Origin of the sequence: Flavobacterium sangjuense (assembly GCF_004797125.1) — a bacterium.
GTDB lineage: Bacteria > Bacteroidota > Bacteroidia > Flavobacteriales > Flavobacteriaceae > Flavobacterium > Flavobacterium sangjuense.
Map to the genome: position 1 here is coordinate 1,018,717 of NZ_CP038810.1, position 19,365 is coordinate 1,038,081.

Annotated in this window: 14 protein-coding genes, 1 tRNA gene and 1 pseudogene; 8 read left to right on the forward strand and 8 right to left on the reverse strand. The window is 36.5% G+C overall.

Annotation, left to right across the window (positions count from 1 at the left end; all coding sequences use genetic code 11):
• Positions 1-10: 10 nt before the first annotated feature.
• From GS03_RS04525 to GS03_RS04560, 8 genes and pseudogenes are all read right to left on the reverse strand, one after another.
• Complete coding sequence (locus GS03_RS04525; RefSeq protein WP_136151378.1) at positions 11-1,237, reverse strand: T9SS type A sorting domain-containing protein; 1,227 nt, start codon at positions 1,235-1,237, stop codon at positions 11-13.
• A gap of 100 nt (positions 1,238-1,337) precedes the next feature.
• Positions 1,338-2,033: an SGNH/GDSL hydrolase family protein gene (locus tag GS03_RS04530; RefSeq protein WP_136151379.1), complete on the reverse strand. Its 696-nt coding sequence runs from the start codon at positions 2,031-2,033 to the stop codon at positions 1,338-1,340.
• A gap of 3 nt (positions 2,034-2,036) precedes the next feature.
• On the reverse strand, positions 2,037-2,819 hold the full coding sequence (locus tag GS03_RS04535; RefSeq protein WP_136151380.1) for a DUF3050 domain-containing protein: 783 nt from the start codon (positions 2,817-2,819) through the stop codon (positions 2,037-2,039).
• Between the two features lie 151 nt (positions 2,820-2,970).
• On the reverse strand, positions 2,971-4,149 hold the full coding sequence (locus tag GS03_RS04540; RefSeq protein ID WP_136151381.1) for an acyl-CoA dehydrogenase family protein: 1,179 nt from the start codon (positions 4,147-4,149) through the stop codon (positions 2,971-2,973).
• Positions 4,150-4,450: 301 nt separating this feature from the next.
• On the reverse strand, positions 4,451-5,170 hold the full coding sequence (locus GS03_RS04545; RefSeq protein WP_136151382.1) for a hypothetical protein: 720 nt from the start codon (positions 5,168-5,170) through the stop codon (positions 4,451-4,453).
• Between the two features lie 99 nt (positions 5,171-5,269).
• The gene (locus GS03_RS04550; protein WP_136151383.1) at positions 5,270-5,974 is read right to left on the reverse strand and encodes a tRNA1(Val) (adenine(37)-N6)-methyltransferase; all 705 of its coding nucleotides are present in this window, start codon (positions 5,972-5,974) and stop codon (positions 5,270-5,272) included.
• Between the two features lie 115 nt (positions 5,975-6,089).
• Complete coding sequence (gene rimM / locus GS03_RS04555) at positions 6,090-6,614, reverse strand: ribosome maturation factor RimM (protein ID WP_136151384.1); 525 nt, start codon at positions 6,612-6,614, stop codon at positions 6,090-6,092.
• Between the two features lie 161 nt (positions 6,615-6,775).
• Positions 6,776-7,324 (reverse strand): annotated as a pseudogene (locus GS03_RS04560) (30S ribosomal protein S16); the annotation flags it as partial.
• A gap of 201 nt (positions 7,325-7,525) precedes the next feature.
• Here GS03_RS04560 and GS03_RS04565 point away from each other — a divergent pair.
• The 8 genes from GS03_RS04565 (at position 7,526) to GS03_RS04600 (ending at position 19,238) form a co-directional block, all read left to right on the forward strand.
• Positions 7,526-8,239: a DUF6252 family protein gene (locus GS03_RS04565; protein WP_136151386.1), complete on the forward strand. Its 714-nt coding sequence runs from the start codon at positions 7,526-7,528 to the stop codon at positions 8,237-8,239.
• A gap of 127 nt (positions 8,240-8,366) precedes the next feature.
• A complete protein-coding gene (locus GS03_RS04570; RefSeq protein ID WP_136151387.1) occupies positions 8,367-8,705 on the forward strand; it encodes an RNA recognition motif domain-containing protein in 339 nt (112 codons plus the stop codon).
• Positions 8,706-8,833: 128 nt separating this feature from the next.
• Entirely contained in the window at positions 8,834-13,348 is a 4,515-nt protein-coding gene (gene dnaE / locus GS03_RS04575; RefSeq protein WP_136151388.1) for a DNA polymerase III subunit alpha, read from the forward strand.
• 199 nt (positions 13,349-13,547) lie between these two features.
• Positions 13,548-15,491 carry a pectate lyase family protein gene (locus tag GS03_RS04580; protein ID WP_136151389.1) on the forward strand — a complete coding sequence of 648 codons (1,944 nt, stop codon included), beginning with the start codon at positions 13,548-13,550 and terminating at the stop codon, positions 15,489-15,491.
• A gap of 42 nt (positions 15,492-15,533) precedes the next feature.
• Positions 15,534-17,414 carry a pectate lyase family protein gene (locus tag GS03_RS04585; protein ID WP_136151390.1) on the forward strand — a complete coding sequence of 627 codons (1,881 nt, stop codon included), beginning with the start codon at positions 15,534-15,536 and terminating at the stop codon, positions 17,412-17,414.
• Positions 17,415-17,558: 144 nt separating this feature from the next.
• Positions 17,559-17,876, forward strand: a complete 318-nt coding sequence (gene trxA, locus GS03_RS04590; protein WP_136151391.1) for a thioredoxin — start codon at positions 17,559-17,561, stop codon at positions 17,874-17,876.
• A gap of 276 nt (positions 17,877-18,152) precedes the next feature.
• A complete protein-coding gene (locus GS03_RS04595) occupies positions 18,153-19,079 on the forward strand; it encodes a DUF58 domain-containing protein (protein ID WP_136151392.1) in 927 nt (308 codons plus the stop codon).
• Positions 19,080-19,164: 85 nt separating this feature from the next.
• Positions 19,165-19,238, forward strand: a tRNA-Asp gene (locus GS03_RS04600).
• Positions 19,239-19,365: the final 127 nt, after the last annotated feature.

Here is a 19,365-nt window from a genome sequence, read left to right on the forward strand (position 1 = left end):
AGCCTAAAACCTATTTTTTGATGAAAGTTATTTTAGCGGTTTCGTTATCGTTAGATAAAAATAAGAAATAAAATCCCTGCTTTAAATTTGACACATCTATAGCTGTTCCTGAATTGGATTGAGTCATAATTTTTTCGCCTAGAACATTGTAGATGTCGAATTTTGCTCCCATAAAATTAGCCGCCTGAATTTGTAAAATGTTCCCAACCGGATTTGGATAAACACTAACTGTTTTACCATACTGATTTTGAGCTGTTGCAAGTGAATTACAATCGAAACCAGTTGTTACCGGTGAAAACCATCGCAGTGCATCGGTTAATATTGTACTGCTTTCCGAACTTGATGCATCTCTGCAAACCCACGCACTGACTGTATTGCTCGAAGGACAATTTTCCGTAATGGCAAAACCTTCAATATTTGTATTTCCGGATGGAGCAGGAAGAAAATACTCATTAGTCATGTTTAATTTTCGTTCTGAGCTGACTATTGAAGAAGCCAACGTTACAGCTTCAAGAGTATTGTCGCCGGTATTATGCAAAATATACAATAATCCGGTTGATCCATCAAATGACAAATCACAACTTTCGCTTCTGTTTGTTTTGTATTTTCCAACAAAGGCAAAATCATTATTAACGTTTGGATTGACATCAAAAACCCATACATAGCCTCCATTTTGATGTGCGATAAATAATAATCCGCCCATTCCTTTTTGTGAAACATAAGGTAAACCGGTTGTCTGACTGATAAAATTTGCATGTGTCAAAAAAGTATCGGCAATAAAACAAATGCCTTCGGGTCCGGTATTTCCTGTGTCAGTCATTGTTGATGGAGATTGTAATAAATCCCAGCTTTTGGATTGAGTAACTGTCCCAAAATCACTCGTGTGCGTATATTTTCTGATTTCATAATTATTTTCATCAATAGTATAAAATGCATTCTCAGTATTATTTGCCATCGTAATTCCTTCCGGTCCACCTGAAATAGATTTGTTACCAATTTGGGAAAAGGAATTTGTACCCGAATTATACTGTAATATTCTAACGCGACCACTATTCTGAACCAGATACAAACGATTCGTATCCTTATTCCAATACAATCCACTAGCTTCATCAATTCCTGATGAACTCATTGTAGCTGTTAAATTAGTGGCAGAGTTCCAAGCAACAGATGGCCAATTACTTTGTGAAAATGTAGGTTGTATTATAAATAATAAAAGAATTATTCGGATGGCTTTCATCTATGATGGTTTATAGGTTATAACAAACTTAATTCAACCAAATATAAAAGAATATTTTTTAATGAAATAATAAATGAGATGAACCATGATTAATTTTAGATTAATCAGCGATTTTAGTTCTGGCTGCGGGTAAAAGACGCTCAACAAATTTTGCATAAGCTATTGACGAAGGATGTAAGCCATCATTAGCCACTAATTCTCGTTGAACTAATCCTAATCTTGTAATATCAGTAATATTGATAAAGGTTATAGCATTAGCGTTGCAGTAATTTTCGGCAAACGCATTATAGTTGTCTATCTCAGTCGAAATTGTTGTATTCCCATTTCCGAAAGGGGTAAAAGCATAATCCGGAATCGAAACGACAATCACATTATTTTTATCCCCTTTTGCTTTTTGAATCGCAGTGTTTACCAACTCTGGAAATTCTTGTTCGTATAGACTGAAAGGTTTGTGCTGGTATTGATTGTTAACACCAATTAAAAGGGTCACCAAATCATAATCATTGGTTGGATTTTCAGCAGCAATTGCCGATTTTAAATTGGTTGTTGTCCAGCCTGTTGTTGCAATAATTTTGACCTGAAAAGTGTCGTTTGTATTTAAATATTTCCCAATACTGTCTTTTAACTGCACTGGAAAGCGACAGGTTTCGCATACGCTCTGACCAATAGTATAACTGTCACCAAGTGCTAAGTATTTGTAGTTTTTTGGAGAAATTACAATGGCACTGTCAGTGCTGCAACTTTGAAAAAATAGTCCAATTATGCTGAGAAATACTATTTTTAGAATGAGTTTCATAAGTTATGCTAACTCTAATTTTGCTTCAATTTTTTCTTCTATAGCATCCCAAAGCCCGATTCTTTTTTCAAGAGCCAAAATGGAGACTTCTTCAACTTCTTTCCATTTGTGCTCATCTTCTCTACAAAGTTCTGTAATCATTTGCATTGCCATCGGACCATGTTCGTCGGCATCTAATTCGATATGTCTTTCAAAATAATAAATCAGTTTTGACAAATCAGTTTCAGGCAAATTCTGCTGGAAACTTTTTAGGATTTCAGTAAACATATTCGGAATCAAATCTTCTCTTCCAAAGGTAAATGCAGAGGCGATTCTATGTGTTTTCCCTTCTTCGATAATACGAAAAGTGAAGTCTAAAAAAGCTTTTATTTTTGGATGTAAATCACTTTTTTTTATGGCGATAAATACATTTTTGGTATCATTTATATTTTCCAAAAAAGATTCTAATTCTGCAGTTTGGGCACCACAATCTTTCATAGCGTCTACATACATTTCAAAATGGCTTAAACGTTTTCCGTCCATAGTCAAATCACTTTCTTCAGCCAAGACAATTTCATTTATTAAATAACGTGTTTCCGGATTTTGGGAAGCAAACCATGGAGTTGTTGTGCAGGTAAGTTTGTTTTGTAAAGCCTTAAGTAACGACATAAAATCCCAAACGGCATAGACATGACATTCCAAAAACTGATGCAAATCATCTATCGTCTTTACTTTTTCGTAAAGCGGATGCTGCAATAAAATATCTTTTTGTAATTGGATTTTCTGGTTGATGATAGAAATGTTCATAGCTGATTTTTAAAATATATACGGTTACAATAACAGAAAGGATTTATCTTCGGTCAGTTCGGACAAAGGCCTCTGGTTGAAACTCCGTAAAAGTAAAAATGCTTCCCGTAAATGAGAAGCATTTTGTATCAATTTTATCTATTGTTTAATCTTATTTGAAAGCCGGAATTCCTGTAATATCCGCACCGGTAATCAACAAATGAATATCGTGAGTGCCTTCATAAGTAATTACAGATTCTAAGTTCATGCTGTGACGCATGATTGAATATTCTCCGGTGATTCCCATTCCACCTAGCATTTGACGTGCTTCACGGGCAATATGAATTGCCATGTCAACGTTATTTCTTTTTGCCATCGAGATTTGAGCTGTTGTTGCTTTTCCTTCGTTTCTCAAAACACCAAGTCTCCAGGTTAGTAATTGCGCTTTAGTGATTTCGGTAATCATTTCAGCCAATTTCTTTTGTTGTAATTGAAATGAGGCTATAGGTTTGCCAAACTGAATTCTTTCTTTTGCATAACGCAAAGCCGTGTCATAACAATCCATTGCTGCTCCAATTGCGCCCCAGGCAATTCCGTAACGAGCGGAATCCAAACACTGCATTGGTGCACCCAATCCGGATTTCCCCGGCATAAGGTTTTCTTTTGGGACTTTTACGTTGTCAAAAATCAATTCCCCGGTTGCCGAAGCACGAAGTGACCATTTGTTATGGGTTTCCGGAGTTGTAAATCCTTCCATACCGCGCTCAACAATCAAACCGTGAATTCTTCCTTCTTCATTTTTTGCCCAAACCACTGCAATATCTGCAAATGGCGCATTTGAAATCCACATTTTAGCACCATTTAACAAATAATGATTGCCCATATCTTTGTAATTGGTTGTCATCCCGGAAGGGTTTGAACCGTGGTCTGGCTCGGTTAATCCGAAACATCCCATAAATTCTCCAGTGGCTAATTTTGGTAAATATTTTTGACGTTGTTCTTCGGTTCCGAATTTCCAAATAGGATACATTACCAATGACGATTGTACCGATGAGGTAGAACGCACACCAGAATCTCCTCTTTCAATTTCCTGCATAATCAAACCATACGAAATCTGATCCAAACCAGCACCGCCATATTCTTCAGGAATGTAAGGCCCAAATCCACCAATTTCACCCAAACCTTTGATGATTTGCTTCGGAAATTCCGCGCGTTGCGCATAGTCTTCAATGATTGGAGACACTTCGCGTTTTACCCATGCACGAGCCGAATCACGCACTAATTTGTGTTCTTCCGTTAATAAATCATCTAAATTGTAGTAATCCGGAGCTTGAAATAAATCTGGTTTCATTTTATAAAATGTTGGTTTACGAAAACGTTTGCAAAGCTACATAATCTTAATTAAAATCTCAATCAACAATTGTTATAATTTTTGGTTATCGCATGCTTTGCGTCTTCTCGTCTTTGCGAGCCATAAAATAATTTCTCGCAAAGTCGCAAAGCCACAAAATTTAATGTATTTGATGTGAATTTAAGGAGTCAGGAACCTGCTATTCGCTATTGTCCTCACTGCGTTACGGACTATCGCTACACATGATCGAAGCGACTGCCGAAGGAATCAGGGCTAGAGTTGTATTTAAAGTAAAACTATTTTATTTTTTAAATTCGGCTTTTTTGGTAAGTAGAAATTCCAAAATAGTTAATTCATCTTTTTCGATTACCGTTTTTGATTGTGAATCGGCATCGCAATACGCAATAAATTTGGGAACCTCTTCTTTTTGTAGCCCGAGCGTTTTAGAAAAAAAGGATTCATCAAAATTAGCTTTGGCATATTCCTTAAAGCTTATTTTTTCTTCAGGAGTTTTGGGTTTTGGGTTTTTACTTTTAAATAATTTCCCAATCATTTTCCCAATCTGGATAAAATCCATCCCTAATGGTATTTCTCCTGTATAAATGTCTTTATTTACCGGGTTTGATTGTTGATTTTCCAGTTGCGCCATCTTTATGCCATTATAAGAAGTGGATTCAAGTTTTATAGCTTTAATCTGCCGTATCACAACTTCTTCCAATGGTACAGGTTTCTCAATTAGTTTAATAAAAAGAGAATTTTTTTCAAAGTCTTTCGCGGTTAGGGTATATTGCTGATCGGCAAAATTATCAGACATAAAAATAAGGATATCGTTAACTTTAGCTTCAATTTTAAACTCGCCTAAGGTATTGGTTTGGGTGAGTTTTCGGGTGGTAAAGTTGATTACTTCTACGTTTTTCTGATAACTATCCTGATAGGAAACTTTACCATGGATGAGTTTTTGATCTTGAGAAAAGCAGACAATTGAAAGCGATAAAAATAATATGGAAATAATTTTTGACATGGCATTTAAATATAGGATTGACATTAAATATTAAAATTAGTCAAATCCCTTCACTTAAATTCAGAATAGTTTGTTAAAGTTGGAATGCGAAAGTTAAACTTACATCTTTAAATAAAAATCCTTAGTCAAGGCAATGTAGTCTTCGGTATATTGATGACGTGCAGTTTCAATAATCAATTCGTCAATTGAAGGTTCTTTTTTAATTCTGGAAAAAGCGAGCAAACTTCTCTTGATTTCGGTAGTTGGTGTTCCTTTTACACGAGTAATTTTAAAAGGATATAATTCGAAATGGTTGGCTAAAGAGATGAATTTCTCTTCTTCTTTAAACGGAATAATAACCGAGAAGATTCCGTTTTCTGAAAGTAATAAATGAGCGGCTTCAACTAAATCTTCAAAAGGCATCGCCTCTGCAAATCGAGCTAAATCCCGTTGTTCATTTTCGGTTTTATAATCTTCAGTATAAAATGGCGGATTGGAAATAATAATGTCGTACTGCTCTTCAGGTTCATCCATAAATTCGTCCAAACCGGCATGAAAACAAAACAGTCTGTCGCCCCAGGGTGAAGTTTCAAAATTTTCTACGCATTGTTCGAAAGCATTCTCGTCAATTTCGATAGCGTCAATTTGCTCGGCTGAACTTCGTTGCGCTAACATCAAGGATAAAATGCCGGTTCCGGCACCAATATCCAAAATGGAAAAAGGATGATTATCAATTGGGCACCAAGCACCAAGCAAAACACCATCGGTGCCAATTTTCATTGCACATTTGTCTTGTTGAACGGTAAATTTTTTGAATTGGAACATTTTCTAATTGATAATTGATTGCCTAGCCCTGATGGTAGTGGCATCCTTTTGTTTTGTCATGCTGAGCTTGTCGAAGCGCAAAACAAAAGATATAACGGACAGCAGGAAATAGCTCCTAAAGATACATTTCAACCAAGCCTTCCGGTAAATCCATCACGACTTTTTTGTTCTCGCGGTCAATTTTTACCAGAAATTGGTCAATCATCGGGATAAGAATTTCAACACTTCCGTTTACAACTTCAAATAAAGGTTGGGCAGTAGTGTCGTTAATGGATACGATTTTTCCGAATACACCCAAGCGTTTGTCTTCAATTTCAAACCCAATGACTTCATGAAAATAAAACTGGTTTCCTTCAAGTTTTGGCAACATAGATAAAGGAAGGTAAACTTCGCATCCTAAAAGCGTGTCTGCTTCAGCTTCGGTATCAACATCTTCAAATTGCACACGAAGAAAATCATTTTTGTGCAGTGAACCGTTTTCAATAAAAAATGGAACCAGATTTTTGTTGAACTCAACAAATACTGATTCCATATTTTCATATAATTCGGGTTCGTCTGTATCCAAATAGATAAGTACTTCCCCTTTGAAACTAAATTTTTTTGCAATCTTACCTAAATAGAAACAATCTTCTTTACGCATAATTGCCTGAAGTATTATGCTTCTTTTTCTTCATTAGTTTCTTCTGCAGCAGGAGCTTCTTCAGTTGCAACTTCAGCAACAACTTCCGGAGTTTCCTCAACAGCAACTTCAGCAGCTGGAGCTTCTTCAGCAACAACTTCTTCTGTAGCTACTTCAGTAGCAGTTTCTTCAACAGCAACTTCAGCAACAGCTTCCGGAGCTTCATCAGCTACAGCCTCAACTGCAGTTTCTTCAGCAACTTCTTCTTCTACTACTTTTGCAGCTTCAACAGCGGCAGCAGCACGTTTATCATTAGCTTCTTTTTCAGCTTTTAAAGCTTTCGCTTTAGCAGCAGCTTGTGCTTTTGATAAACCTTCTTTTTTGGTGTTTACTTTTCCGGCTTTTTCTTCCAACCATGTAGCTAATTTAGCATCAGCTTGCTCTTGCGTTAAAGCTCCTTTACGAACGCCACCATCAAGGTGATGTTTCATCAAAGCACCTTTGTAAGAAAGGATAGCTCTTGCAGTATCAGTTGGTTGTGCTCCATTGTGTAACCATTGAACCGCTTGGTCAAGGTTTAAATCAATAGTTGCAGGATTGGTGTTTGGATTGTAAGTTCCTAATTTTTCAAGGTATTTACCATCTCTTTTTGATCTAGCATCTGCTGCTACAATCCAGTAAAAAGGTTTTTGTTTTTTACCGTGTCTTTGTAATCTAATTTTTACTGACATAATCTTTTTGATTAATTTGAGGTACACGACCTCGTTATTTTTAAGGGTGCAAAGATAACTTTTTTTTGAAAACAAACTAATCGAATCACATCTTTTTAAATATTAAATAGCTCCCACCTCGCACTTTAACATTATTTTTTTTGAATTTAGTTAGCATTTTTACATTAAAAAGTTATTTTTGTGGAGAAATACATTGAAAAAATGAAAAGATTTTTGTCCCTATTTATTATTGCTGTGGCTTTTTCTTCTTGCCAAGAAGATGTAAAATTTAATAATCCTGGTTTTCAAGGGTTAAAAGATGATGTTTTTTGGAGAGCCAATGACGCAAGAGCTTATGTTGATGCATCAGGAAAATTAAGCATTGAAGCGCTTACAGCATATGAAACAGTTACTTTGAACACAAGTAGCGCTAATGTTGGCACCTATATTTTAGGTACTACAAATGTTAATAATTCGGCAACCTATTCTTCAAACTTAAATGATATAGAACTGGAGTATGCAACCATTGCAGTTCCCGGTCCTGTGGGAATGGTAAGTATATCTAATGGTGGAACAGGCTATAGCAGTGGAACAGCTGTTGCTACAACCGGAGGAACAGGGAGCGGATTAACAGTTAATACTACTGTCAATGCTTCAGGAGTTGTTACTGCCGTAACTATTTCTTCTCGCGGTAGTGGCTATATGGCAGGTGATTTAGTTACTGTGGCCGGCGGAAATGTTAATTGCAAAGTTAGAGTTACGAATGTTCAAAACAGTAATGGTGAAATTAAAATTACCGAATACGATCAGGTGAATTTCACTATTTCAGGAACATTTAAATTTAATGCAGCCAATTCAAACGGAAGTTCTGGCAACCCAATACTGAATTTCCAGCATGGTGAATTCTATAAAATACGGATTTGGCCATCAATATAATTCTGGATAACAAATAACTAAAACCATCTTCGGATGGTTTTTTTGTTAATTAAATAATAAAGTCCAAATTAATAGCGGTTTACACTTTTTTTAAACTACATTTGTAATCGAATTTTAAATAAATTATATGAATATTTTTGTTGGAAGTCTTCCGTTCAGTATTGACGAAGCAGATTTAAGAGAGTCTTTTGAGGCTTATGGAACAGTTGACTCTGTTAAAATTATTACTGATAAATTTACTGGAAGAAGTAAAGGATTTGGTTTTGTTGAAATGTCTAATGATGACGAAGCTCAAAAAGCTATCGACGAATTAAACGGTGCAACAGTTGAAGGACGTACTATCGTAGTTAACAAATCGGAGCCAAAACCGGAAGGAGAAAGAAGATCATTCAATAACAACCGTTCAGGTGGTGGTTATAGCGGTGGTGGAAACTCTCGCGGTGGTGGAGACAGAGGAAGATACTAGTTTACACTCTATAATAAATAATGAAGCCATCTCAATTGAGGTGGCTTTTTTGTTGATAACTAAAATTGATTTCTTGGCTGCTAAAATGTATTTTTGAAACATTACTTTTTTAAAATCCCAACGGCATTATGTATTTAATTTTTGATACCGAAACAACTGGTTTACCAAGAAATTGGGCGGCGCCAATTACAGATACTGACAATTGGCCAAGATGCATCCAGATTGCCTGGCAGTTGCACGATGAGTTAGGGAATCTTATTGAGCATCAGGATTATTTGGTGAAACCGAATGGTTTTAATATCCCGTTTGATGCTGAAAGAATTCACGGAATTTCGACCGAATTAGCCGAAGCACAGGGAATAGAATTAAGTGAAGTTTTAGAAAAATTCAATATCGCTTTATCGAAATCAAAATTCATAGTCGGACAAAATGTTGGCTTTGATGTCAATATTATGGGTTGCGAATTTCACCGAATGGGAATGCAGTCAACTATGAGTTCAATGCCCGTTTTAGATACGTGTACTGAAGTTACAGCATCGCTTTTAAAATTACCTGGCGGACGTGGCGGAAGATTCAAATTACCAACCTTAACCGAGTTACACCAATATCTTTTTGGAGTTCCGTTTTCTGAAGCGCATAACGCAACAGCTGACGTTGAGGCAACGACCCGTTGTTTCTTAGAATTAATCAACAGACAGGTTTTTACCAAAGAAGAATTAGATGTTCCTGCCGATTATTTTGACAGATTTAATAAAAATAACCCGCAGGAAATTCAGCTTATTGGGTTGAAACATATCAACCTGAAACAAGCTTCTGAAGAAATTCGGAAACAATTTCAAAAGAAAGAAGAAGTTGCAACGCCAACTCATGAAGAGAAACCCGTTCATCACACTTTAGCAGAGGTTGATTTTGTTCATTTGCACAATCACACACAATTTTCGGTATTGCAATCCACAATCAGCGTTGCCGATTTGGTGAAAGCGGCTGTAACCAATAAAATGCCTGCCGTTGCCATGACGGATCACGCCAATTTGATGGGTGCTTTTCATTTTGTTCGCGATATTTTATACCACAATAAATCGGCTGCAACCAAAAATAAAACAGCAGAAGAAAACGGAGAAACGCCAACAGAAACGATTATCAAACCTATAGTTGGCTGTGAGTTTTACGTTTGTGATGATTTAAAAGATAAGTCCCGTAAAGACAATGGTTACCAAATTGTCTTCTTAGCCAAAACCAAAAAGGGTTATCACAATCTGGCAAAATTATCTTCTATTGCTTATACCGAAGGATTTTATTATGTGCCGCGAATTGATAGAAAAGCCATTCAGGAATACAAAGAAGACATCATTGTATTGTCCGGAAATTTGTATGGCGAAATCCCAAGTAAAGTTTTAAATATTGGAGAAAACCAAGCCGAAGAAGCCTTGCTTTGGTGGAAACAGGAATTCGGAGATGATTTCTATTTGGAATTAATGCGGCACAATCAGGAAGATGAAAATCGTGTAAATGCCTCATTGATTTCTCTGGCAAAAAAGCACAATGTAAAAACGGTTGCTACCAATAACGTTTTCTATATTGATAAAGAAGATGCGAATGCACATGATATTTTATTGTGCGTTCGCGATGGCGAAAAACAGTCAACACCAATTGGTCGTGGACGAGGCTATCGCTACGGATTAGACAATCAGGAGTATTATTTCAAATCGGCTGAAGCCATGAAAAAACTCTTTCACGATTTGCCTGAAGCGATTACCAATACGGAAGAAATCGTCAACAAAATTGAAATCTATGATTTGTCACGTGATGTTTTACTTCCAAAATTTGAAATTCCAAATGAATTTTTAGTTGAAGAAGATGCAACTGATGGTGGCAAACGTGGTGAAAATAAATACCTGCACCATTTAACTTATGAAGGTGCGAAAAGAAGATATTCAGAAATCACTCCGGAAATAAAAGAACGCATCGATTTTGAATTACTGACGATTAAAAATTCAGGTTATCCGGGTTATTTTTTAATTGTTCAGGATTTCATCGCCGAAGCGAGAAGAATGGATGTTTCTGTTGGTCCGGGTCGTGGTTCTGCAGCAGGTTCTGTAGTGGCGTATTGTCTCGGAATTACGAACATCGACCCGTTGCTATACAATTTGCTTTTTGAGCGTTTCCTAAATCCGGACAGGGTTTCACTTCCCGATATTGATATCGATTTTGATGATGAAGGACGAAGCAAAGTAATGGATTATGTAATTCAGAAATACGGTTCGAAACAAGTTGCCCAAATTATCACTTACGGAACAATGGCTACCAAATCGAGTATTCGTGACACCGCAAGGGTTATGGATTTACCGCTTTTCGAAGCTGATAAAGTGGCGAAACTAATTCCGGGTTTAATGCCATCCAAATGGAATTTGGCCCGACTTTTATCCGAAGACGAAGCAACAGTTAAAAAAGCATTACGCCCTGAAGAATTTGACAGAGTCAAAGAATTAATTTCACTTTCCAAAGAAGGGAATTTATGTGCCGACACCATTAATCAGGCAAAATTTCTGGAAGGAAACCTCAGAAATACTGGGATTCACGCTTGTGGCGTAATCATCACGCCAAGTGACATTACCAATTTTGTACCTGTGGCAACTGCCAAGGATTCGGATTTGTATGTTACCCAATTTGATAACTCAGTCGTAGAAAGCGCCGGATTATTAAAGATGGATTTCCTGGGATTGAAAACCCTAACCTTGATAAAAGATACTGTAAAATTAGTAAAATACAGAACCGGAAAAGACCTCAATCCGGATGAATTTCCAATTGATGATGTAAAGACGTATGAGCTTTTTCAACGTGGCGAGACAGTTGGGATTTTCCAGTATGAAAGTGCCGGAATGCAGAAATACATGAAGGAACTGAAGCCAACAGTTTTTGGCGATTTGATTGCGATGAATGCGCTTTATCGTCCGGGACCAATTGCTTATATTCCGAGCTTTATCAAGCGTAAAAACGGAGAAGAAGAAATTACATACGATATTGAAGCTTGTGAAGAACTGCTGAAAGAAACCTACGGAATTACAGTTTACCAGGAACAGGTAATGCTTTTGTCACAAAAGTTAGCTGATTTCTCAAAAGGTGATGCCGATGTTTTGCGTAAGGCAATGGGAAAAAAGCAGAAAGATGTTTTGGATAAAATGAAGCCAAAATTCATTTCTCAGGCAGAAGCCAAAGGCCATTCAGCCGATAAATTAGAAAAAATCTGGAAAGACTGGGAAGCTTTCGCCGAATATGCTTTCAACAAATCGCACTCGACATGCTACGCTTGGATTGCCTATCAAACAGCTTATTTAAAAGCGAATTATCCTGCCGAATATATGGCGGCAGTTTTATCCAATAACATGAGTGATATCAAGCAGGTTTCATTCTTTATGGAGGAATGCAAGCGAATGGGATTGCAGGTTCTTGGGCCAGATGTGAACGAGTCGTTTTATAAATTTACGGTAAACGATAACTATGCGGTTCGTTTCGGAATGGGCGCTGTTAAAGGTGTTGGTGCCAATGCTGTGGATACCATTGTCCAAAACAGAAAGGATGAACCTTATAAATCGATATTTGATTTAGCCAAAAAAATAGATTTGCGTGCTGCGAATAAAAAAGCATTTGAAAGTCTGGCGCTTGCCGGTGGATTTGATTGTTTTCAAAACACACATCGTGCACAATATTTCCATATTGAAGGTGAAGGAATTACATTTTTGGAAAAGGCGGTTCGTTATGGTTCCAAATTCCAGGAGAATGAAAATTCATCACAAGTAAGTTTGTTTGGCGAAAGCAGCGATGTTCAAATTGCCGAGCCAATTGTTCCGCCGTGTGATGAATGGAACACAATGGAAAAATTAGCCAAAGAAAAAGAAGTAGTTGGAATTTACATTTCAGGTCATCCGCTTGACGATTACCGTTTTGAAATGAAATATTTCTGTAACAGTAAATTGGAAAATTTAAAAAACCTTGGAGACTACATTGGCAAAACACTAACCTTTGCCGGAATCGTAACTAATGTGCAATACAGAACTGCCAAAAATGGTAAAGACTGGGCGATGTTCACTTTGGAAGGTTATGATGAAAGTCACGAGTTCCGAATTTTTGATGAAGAGTATTTAAAGTACCGCCATTTTTTGGTCAACAACCAATTTGTTTATTTTAAAGTAACCATAAAAGAGGGCTGGGTAAATCGCGAAACCGGGAAAAAATCAGATCCAAGAATTCAATTTACAGATGTAAAACAATTGCAGGATGTGTTGCCTCAGTTTGCCAAAAAGCTGAGTATTCAAATGGATATTAATGAGCTGCATAAAAATGCTATTGAGCAATTAAATGCGGTTTTCCAATCAAACAAAGGTGATAACACGGTAACTTTTGAAATCGTTGAATTCGATAAAACGAAAGTAATTCCAGAGATAGTTCCGAAAATTGCAGTCTTAGACGAAGAAAATTTCGATGCTGAAAACCTAGAGGGAATTGAGTTAGAAGTTCCGGTTGTTGAGGAAGAAATTCAGGTTATGACCAAAGTTTCGCTGCCAAGCAGAAAATTGAAAATCAAAATTTCTAATGAATTGTTGATTGAATTGGAGAAAATGCAGGTAAAGTTTAGGTTGAATTAGAAATCAGAGAGCAAATTGAATCCAGACGTTTGGACTCCTCAAAGTTTCTGGTTTTTAGACTGTTTCTATAATCTTGATTATTATTTTCTATCTTTTTTTGTAGCCCGTAAATAAAAATTATTATGTTTGGAGTAATTCGTTCAAAAAGAAGAATTTAATCTGAACAAATTTGAACTAAATTCCTAAATTCTATATAAAGATGAAGTCGATTAAAGTATTATTAATGGGTTTTGTATTATCATTCTCAGTTTCAATGATTGCACAAGATGACTGTTCTTCTGTTGGTTGGGCAAATTATGATGGTCAAACCTATGTTGGAGCTCCTACAGGTGGTGGAAATACCGCTCCAATTGAAGTAACTACTTTTGCCGATTTAAAAACAGCAGCGGAATCTATAGGGCCAAGAGTCATTTATATTTTGAATGATGTTGGTGCCGGTTATGTAGGCACTACAGGGGATGTACTTTATATAAAATCAGATAAAACAATAATTGGATATGGGGGAGTAACAGTTCGTTGTTCTTGGCAAATTAATGGTGTAAGTAATATAATTATTCGGAATTTAACAATTTCAGGACCAGGTAATACTAATGATAGTCAGAATTGGGATGCATTTAATATTACTGGTTCTAAAAGAATTTGGGTAGATCATTGTAAAATTATGGATGGTGAGGATGGAAATTTTGATGTAGTTAGAGGCTCAGATAATGTTTCTGTTACTTGGTGTATATTTACTTATTCGGCTGATGGAACACATAATTTTTCTAATCTTATAGGATCAAGTGATACTGAACCTGAAAGTTGGGAAAAACTGAATATCACTTTTGCAAATTGCTGGTGGAAAGATGTTAATTCTCGCACACCTCGAGCTAGATACGGAAAGATACATGTATTAAATTGTTATTATTCGAATTCTAGTGGAGCAAGGGCTGGTTTTAAGTCTAATGTAAGGGAAGAAGGCAGTTATTTTGAAGGTATAAACACTCCAGTTGACCTTATTACGCCAGGAGCGGAAGCAGGTATTTTTACAATAGGTTGTAGATTTGTTTCTTGTACCGGAAATACAAACTCAGTAAGTGTTGGAGGATATACCGCATTTATCCCTCCTTATGCCTATACTATTAATCCGGTTGATGATGTAAAATCGGTGGTTACAAATAGTGAATGTGGAGCAGGACCAACGATGGATAGTCCAACTCAATGTGGTTGTGCTACTTCTTTACCAGTTTCAGTAACAGGCGTGTCTGTATCACCACCTACTGGGTCAATACGTGAGGGCGATACTATTCAATTAATAGCAACGGTAACTCCTTCAAATGCCACGAATATAGCAGTAACATGGTCTTCTGGTAATACTGCTATTGCTACAGTAAGTTCCACAGGTTTAGTTACCGGAATAGCACCAGGTGTTGTTGATATTATTGCTACAACAATGGATGGAGGACTTACAGCTAGTAGTGCTATTACGGTCACTATTATATGTCCAAGTGTACAATATCAAGCCGAAGCGGGTACCATGAGTCCCGGAGGAACTATTGATAGTAATCATGTGGGGTATACAGGAACCGGATTTGTAAACACAACAAATGCTATTGGGGCATGGTGCGAAATTACCGTTAATGTCCCTTCCGCAGGTTTATATGATTGTAGTTTTAGATATGGTAACGGGGCTGCAATTGATCGTACACAAAGTGTCGTTGTTAATGGAGTTACGCAAGTAAATAACTTAAGTTTTCCTTATACTGGAGCCTGGACAACCTGGGATAAATCAAATTTTAGTTTGAACTTAAATGCGGGAAATAATACAGTAAGATTTGTATCGCTAACTAGTTCCGGTGCAGCAAATTTAGATCGTTTGGATGTTTTTGATTGTACAAGTTTAGGTGCGGAATCTGTAAATCAGGCGTTTAAATTTGATTTGTATCCTAATCCAATTACTAATTTACTAACTATTGAAATAGCTCAAGAATTTGTAGAAGAATCAATAATTCAGTTATATGATATTACAGGGAAATTAATATTGAAAAATAAAGTAGAGGGAAGTATTCATACTTTGAGTTTAAAAAATTTAAAAGCTGGTGTATATTTAGTTAGAGTTACTAATGGGAATAACAATGTTGTGAAACGTATTATTAAACAATAGAAAGCAAAATACTTAAGGGAATAATTATAAAATGAAGTTGACATGAAAAAAATAGTACTGTTTTTAATTTTTACAGGCTTATTAGCTATTCCGGGTTTAGTAACTGCCCAGGTTAATTTTGATTTGGTTGGTTTTGCAACCCAAAATGGAGGGACAACAGGAGGACAAGCGGGTTCAGTAGTTAATGTAAGCAATTATACCGATTTAAAATCGTATGCTGAAAGTACTACGGCTTATACCATTATGGTCAACGGCACTATCTCAAATGGAGCAAATGGAGGTACAATTATCGTAGGTTCCAATAAATCAATAATTGGTGTTGGAAATACGGCCTATTTATTTGGTGTAGGTTTAGATATTAATAGCCACAGTAATATTATTATTCGGAATTTAAAAATATCAATGACAGGAGTAACAACTCGAGTAGATACGCCCGGAGTTTATTCGGCTACGGGAGATAATGGATTGCCTCAAATTTTGGTAAATGGAGGCGATTGCATCGGAATTAGAGGTTCAAGTACAAATATTTGGATAGACCACTGTGAATTATTTTCCATAGATCCGGATATTCAGACTAATATAGACTTATATGATGGCTTGATTGATATTAAAGGGCAGTCCGGTTTTATAACCGTTTCATGGTGTTATATGCATGATCATCATAAATCGAATTTGGTTGGTGCCAGTGAAACTGACCTATGGGTTGACAGAAAAATAACGTATCACCACAATTATTATAACAAAGTTCACTATCGTATCCCAATGTATAGAGGAGCGACAGGACATTTTTTTAATAATTATGTAGTAGGAGCAGTTGATGCTTCCGAAATTAGAAATGGTAGTTGTGTACGTGTTGAAAAAAATTATTACGAAGCGTTGCACTATTCAATTTATACACCTAATGATTACCCTGGTAATACAGAAAGAATTGATAATATTGAAATTGCCCGAACTCCAAGAGCGTATCCGGGAAATTGTGTAGCTACTATTCCTTATGATTATTCAGCTGTTTTAACCAATGTTACTGATGACGTGAAAACGGTTGTTCCACTTTATTCCGGAGTTGGAAGAATAGGTAATGATTGTAATGGAGACAATATGGGCACGGCTTATCTTGATTCATGCGGAATATGTGTAGGAGGAAATACGGGTTTACAAGCCTGTGTTTTAGATTGTAATGGTGTTCAGGATGGAACAGCTTTTATTGATGGTTGCAACATCTGTGTTGGAGGAAATACAGGAAATACGGCTTGTGATGCTGATTGTACCTGGACAGAATACCAAGCCGAAACAGGAACTATGATTACAGGAGGAACTATTGATAGTAATAATGCCGGATTTACAGGAACCGGATTTGTAAACACACCAAATGCTATTGGTGCATGGTACGAAATTGTCGTAAACGTTGCTACAGCAGATGAACAAAATCTTAGATTCCGTTATGCAAATGGTAGTGCCGTTAATCGCGCAGTAAGTGTATTAGTTAACGGAAGTGAACAAATAAGCAGTTTAAATTTTCCAAGTACAGGATCATTTACCACCTGGGATTCAGTTGCCTTTAGTTTAAGTCTAATTGAGGGAAATAACACAATTAGATTTGTATCGCTTACCAGTTCCGGAGCAGCAAATCTGGATCGACTTGATGTTTGTCAAAGCACACCTCTTGGCGTTCCCGAAACAAATTTTGAAGCTTTCAGCGTATATCCTAACCCGGTTACTAATTTACTGACTATCGAATTAGGAAAAGAATTTGACACTAATTCTGTTATTAAGTTATATGATATTTCAGGAAAACTAATTAGCACAAAAAAGGTAAAAGAAGCTACTCAAACGTTGAACATGCAACATTTACAAGCCGGGGTTTATCTGGTTAAAGTTTCTAATGGCACTAAAAATGTTGTAAAACGCATTGTTAAAGAATAAGAGCCTTGGTTGGATAAGTTCCTAAACTAAGTATCAGTTCTGACAATGATTTTATAGCCAAAACTGATTTTTTTATCATAACTAACTGAAATAAAATGTCTAATTTTGGCATCAAATAAATACAATAATTTAAAAATATAAAATATGGCTTTAGCAATAACAGATGCTACTTTTGATGAAGTAGTATTAAAATCAAATAAACCGGTAGTAGTAGATTTTTGGGCAGCTTGGTGCGGACCATGTAGAATGGTTGGACCGGTTATTGACGAAATCGCAAGCGAATATGAAGGAAAAGCAACAGTTGGAAAAGTTGATGTTGATGCCAATCAGGAATTTGCTGCAAAATACGGAGTTCGTAACATTCCAACAGTTTTAGTTTTCCAAAACGGAGAAGTAGTTGGTCGTCAGGTTGGCGTTGCTCCAAAGAAAACGTATACTGATGCTATTGATGCACTTTTGTAATCGATAAGTCATTGCGAGGAACGAAGCAATCTCATCATAATTAATAAAAAAAGGCTCAACGAAAGTTGGGCCTTTTTTATTAGGATCACCACATTTCTTTCTTGGGGAATCTCCACCCGCTTTCCGCTCCAATCTGTCATTGCGAGGAACGAAGCAATCTCATCATAATTATCTTTTGCAATGCCAGGATTTCCACTGCAATCGGGGCTAGACGACACTAAACTTTTAAACTTCATAAACCTCCTAAACTTTATAAACTTTCTTTATATTTGAACTATGAAGATTGAAGAACAAAAAGAGCTCGTTTCCGGTTTTAAACATCTTGAATTGCTTGCCAATCAAGTGGTGGAAGGCTTTATTTCCGGAATGCACAAATCACCGTTTCATGGTTTTTCTGCCGAATTTGCCGAACATAAAGTCTATAATTCCGGAGAAAGCACCAAGCATATTGACTGGAAATTATTTGCCAAAACCGACAGGTTGTACACCAAAAAATATGAAGAAGAAACCAATCTTCGTTGTCATTTAATTATTGATAATTCTTCTTCGATGCATTATCCAAAACTGAAAAACGAGGAACCTTTTTATCATAACAAAATTGGTTTTTCGGTTCTGGCTTCAGCAGTTTTGATGAATTTATTGAAAAAGCAACGCGATGCTGTTGGGCTAAGCGTCTATTCGGATACTTTTGAATATTACGCACCCGAAAAAGGAAGCGATCGTCATCATCGTATGATTTTGAATAAACTGGAAGAGCTTTTAGAAAAACCAAAGGTTTCAAAAAATACCGATACGGTTACGTTTTTGCATCAAATTGCAGAAAAAATCCATCGCCGTTCGATGATAATTTTGTTTACCGATATGTTTCAAACGGGTAATAATGAGGCGCTTTTCAATGCTTTGCAACATTTGAAACACAACAAACACAAGGTAGTTGTTTTTCATGTCATCGATAAAAAGACCGAAATCAATTTCAATTTTGATAATGCGCCACGAAAGTTCATCGATTTAGAAACGGGAGAAACTATTAATATTTTTGCCGATAGTGTCAAAGATGCCTATGAAGAAAAGGTGAATGATTACTTCAAAACATTAGCCATGACTTGCGCACAAAACAGAATTAAGTATGTTCCGGTTGCTGTGGAAGAAAGTTTTGAGAAGATTTTGACTACTTATTTGGTTGAAAAACAAATGTTTGGTTAGAATTGTTTTTTACATATTTTATTTTTTAAAAAAATAGTTGCAGATTTGAAAAACGATTGTATATTTGCAACCGCAATAACGCAGAGGTTTGGTAGTTCAGTTGGTTAGAATACATGCCTGTCACGCATGGGGTCGCGGGTTCGAGTCCCGTCCAGACCGCGAAATTTGGAAGAGCACTTTGGAAACAAAGTGCTTTTTTGCCCAAAAAAGCATTTAAGATTAGTTGTGTTGTTTGCTACGACTTTGTAACTCGTAGCGCGGTTTAGTAGTTAGACCAATGAAAAGC

Bases quoted from the DNA above. Each gene is read 5' to 3' on its own strand.
- GS03_RS04525 (WP_136151378.1), bottom strand. From the start codon at position 1,237: ATGAAAGCCATCCGAATAATTCTTTTATTATTTATAATACAACCTACA.
- GS03_RS04530 (WP_136151379.1), bottom strand. From the start codon at position 2,033: ATGAAACTCATTCTAAAAATAGTATTTCTCAGCATAATTGGACTATTT.
- GS03_RS04535 (WP_136151380.1), bottom strand. From the start codon at position 2,819: ATGAACATTTCTATCATCAACCAGAAAATCCAATTACAAAAAGATATT.
- GS03_RS04540 (WP_136151381.1), bottom strand. From the start codon at position 4,149: ATGAAACCAGATTTATTTCAAGCTCCGGATTACTACAATTTAGATGAT.
- GS03_RS04545 (WP_136151382.1), bottom strand. From the start codon at position 5,170: ATGTCAAAAATTATTTCCATATTATTTTTATCGCTTTCAATTGTCTGC.
- GS03_RS04550 (WP_136151383.1), bottom strand. From the start codon at position 5,974: ATGTTCCAATTCAAAAAATTTACCGTTCAACAAGACAAATGTGCAATG.
- rimM (WP_136151384.1), bottom strand. From the start codon at position 6,614: ATGCGTAAAGAAGATTGTTTCTATTTAGGTAAGATTGCAAAAAAATTT.
- GS03_RS04565 (WP_136151386.1), top strand. From the start codon at position 7,526: ATGAAAAGATTTTTGTCCCTATTTATTATTGCTGTGGCTTTTTCTTCT.
- GS03_RS04570 (WP_136151387.1), top strand. From the start codon at position 8,367: ATGAATATTTTTGTTGGAAGTCTTCCGTTCAGTATTGACGAAGCAGAT.
- dnaE (WP_136151388.1), top strand. From the start codon at position 8,834: ATGTATTTAATTTTTGATACCGAAACAACTGGTTTACCAAGAAATTGG.
- GS03_RS04580 (WP_136151389.1), top strand. From the start codon at position 13,548: ATGAAGTCGATTAAAGTATTATTAATGGGTTTTGTATTATCATTCTCA.
- GS03_RS04585 (WP_136151390.1), top strand. From the start codon at position 15,534: ATGAAAAAAATAGTACTGTTTTTAATTTTTACAGGCTTATTAGCTATT.
- trxA (WP_136151391.1), top strand. From the start codon at position 17,559: ATGGCTTTAGCAATAACAGATGCTACTTTTGATGAAGTAGTATTAAAA.
- GS03_RS04595 (WP_136151392.1), top strand. From the start codon at position 18,153: ATGAAGATTGAAGAACAAAAAGAGCTCGTTTCCGGTTTTAAACATCTT.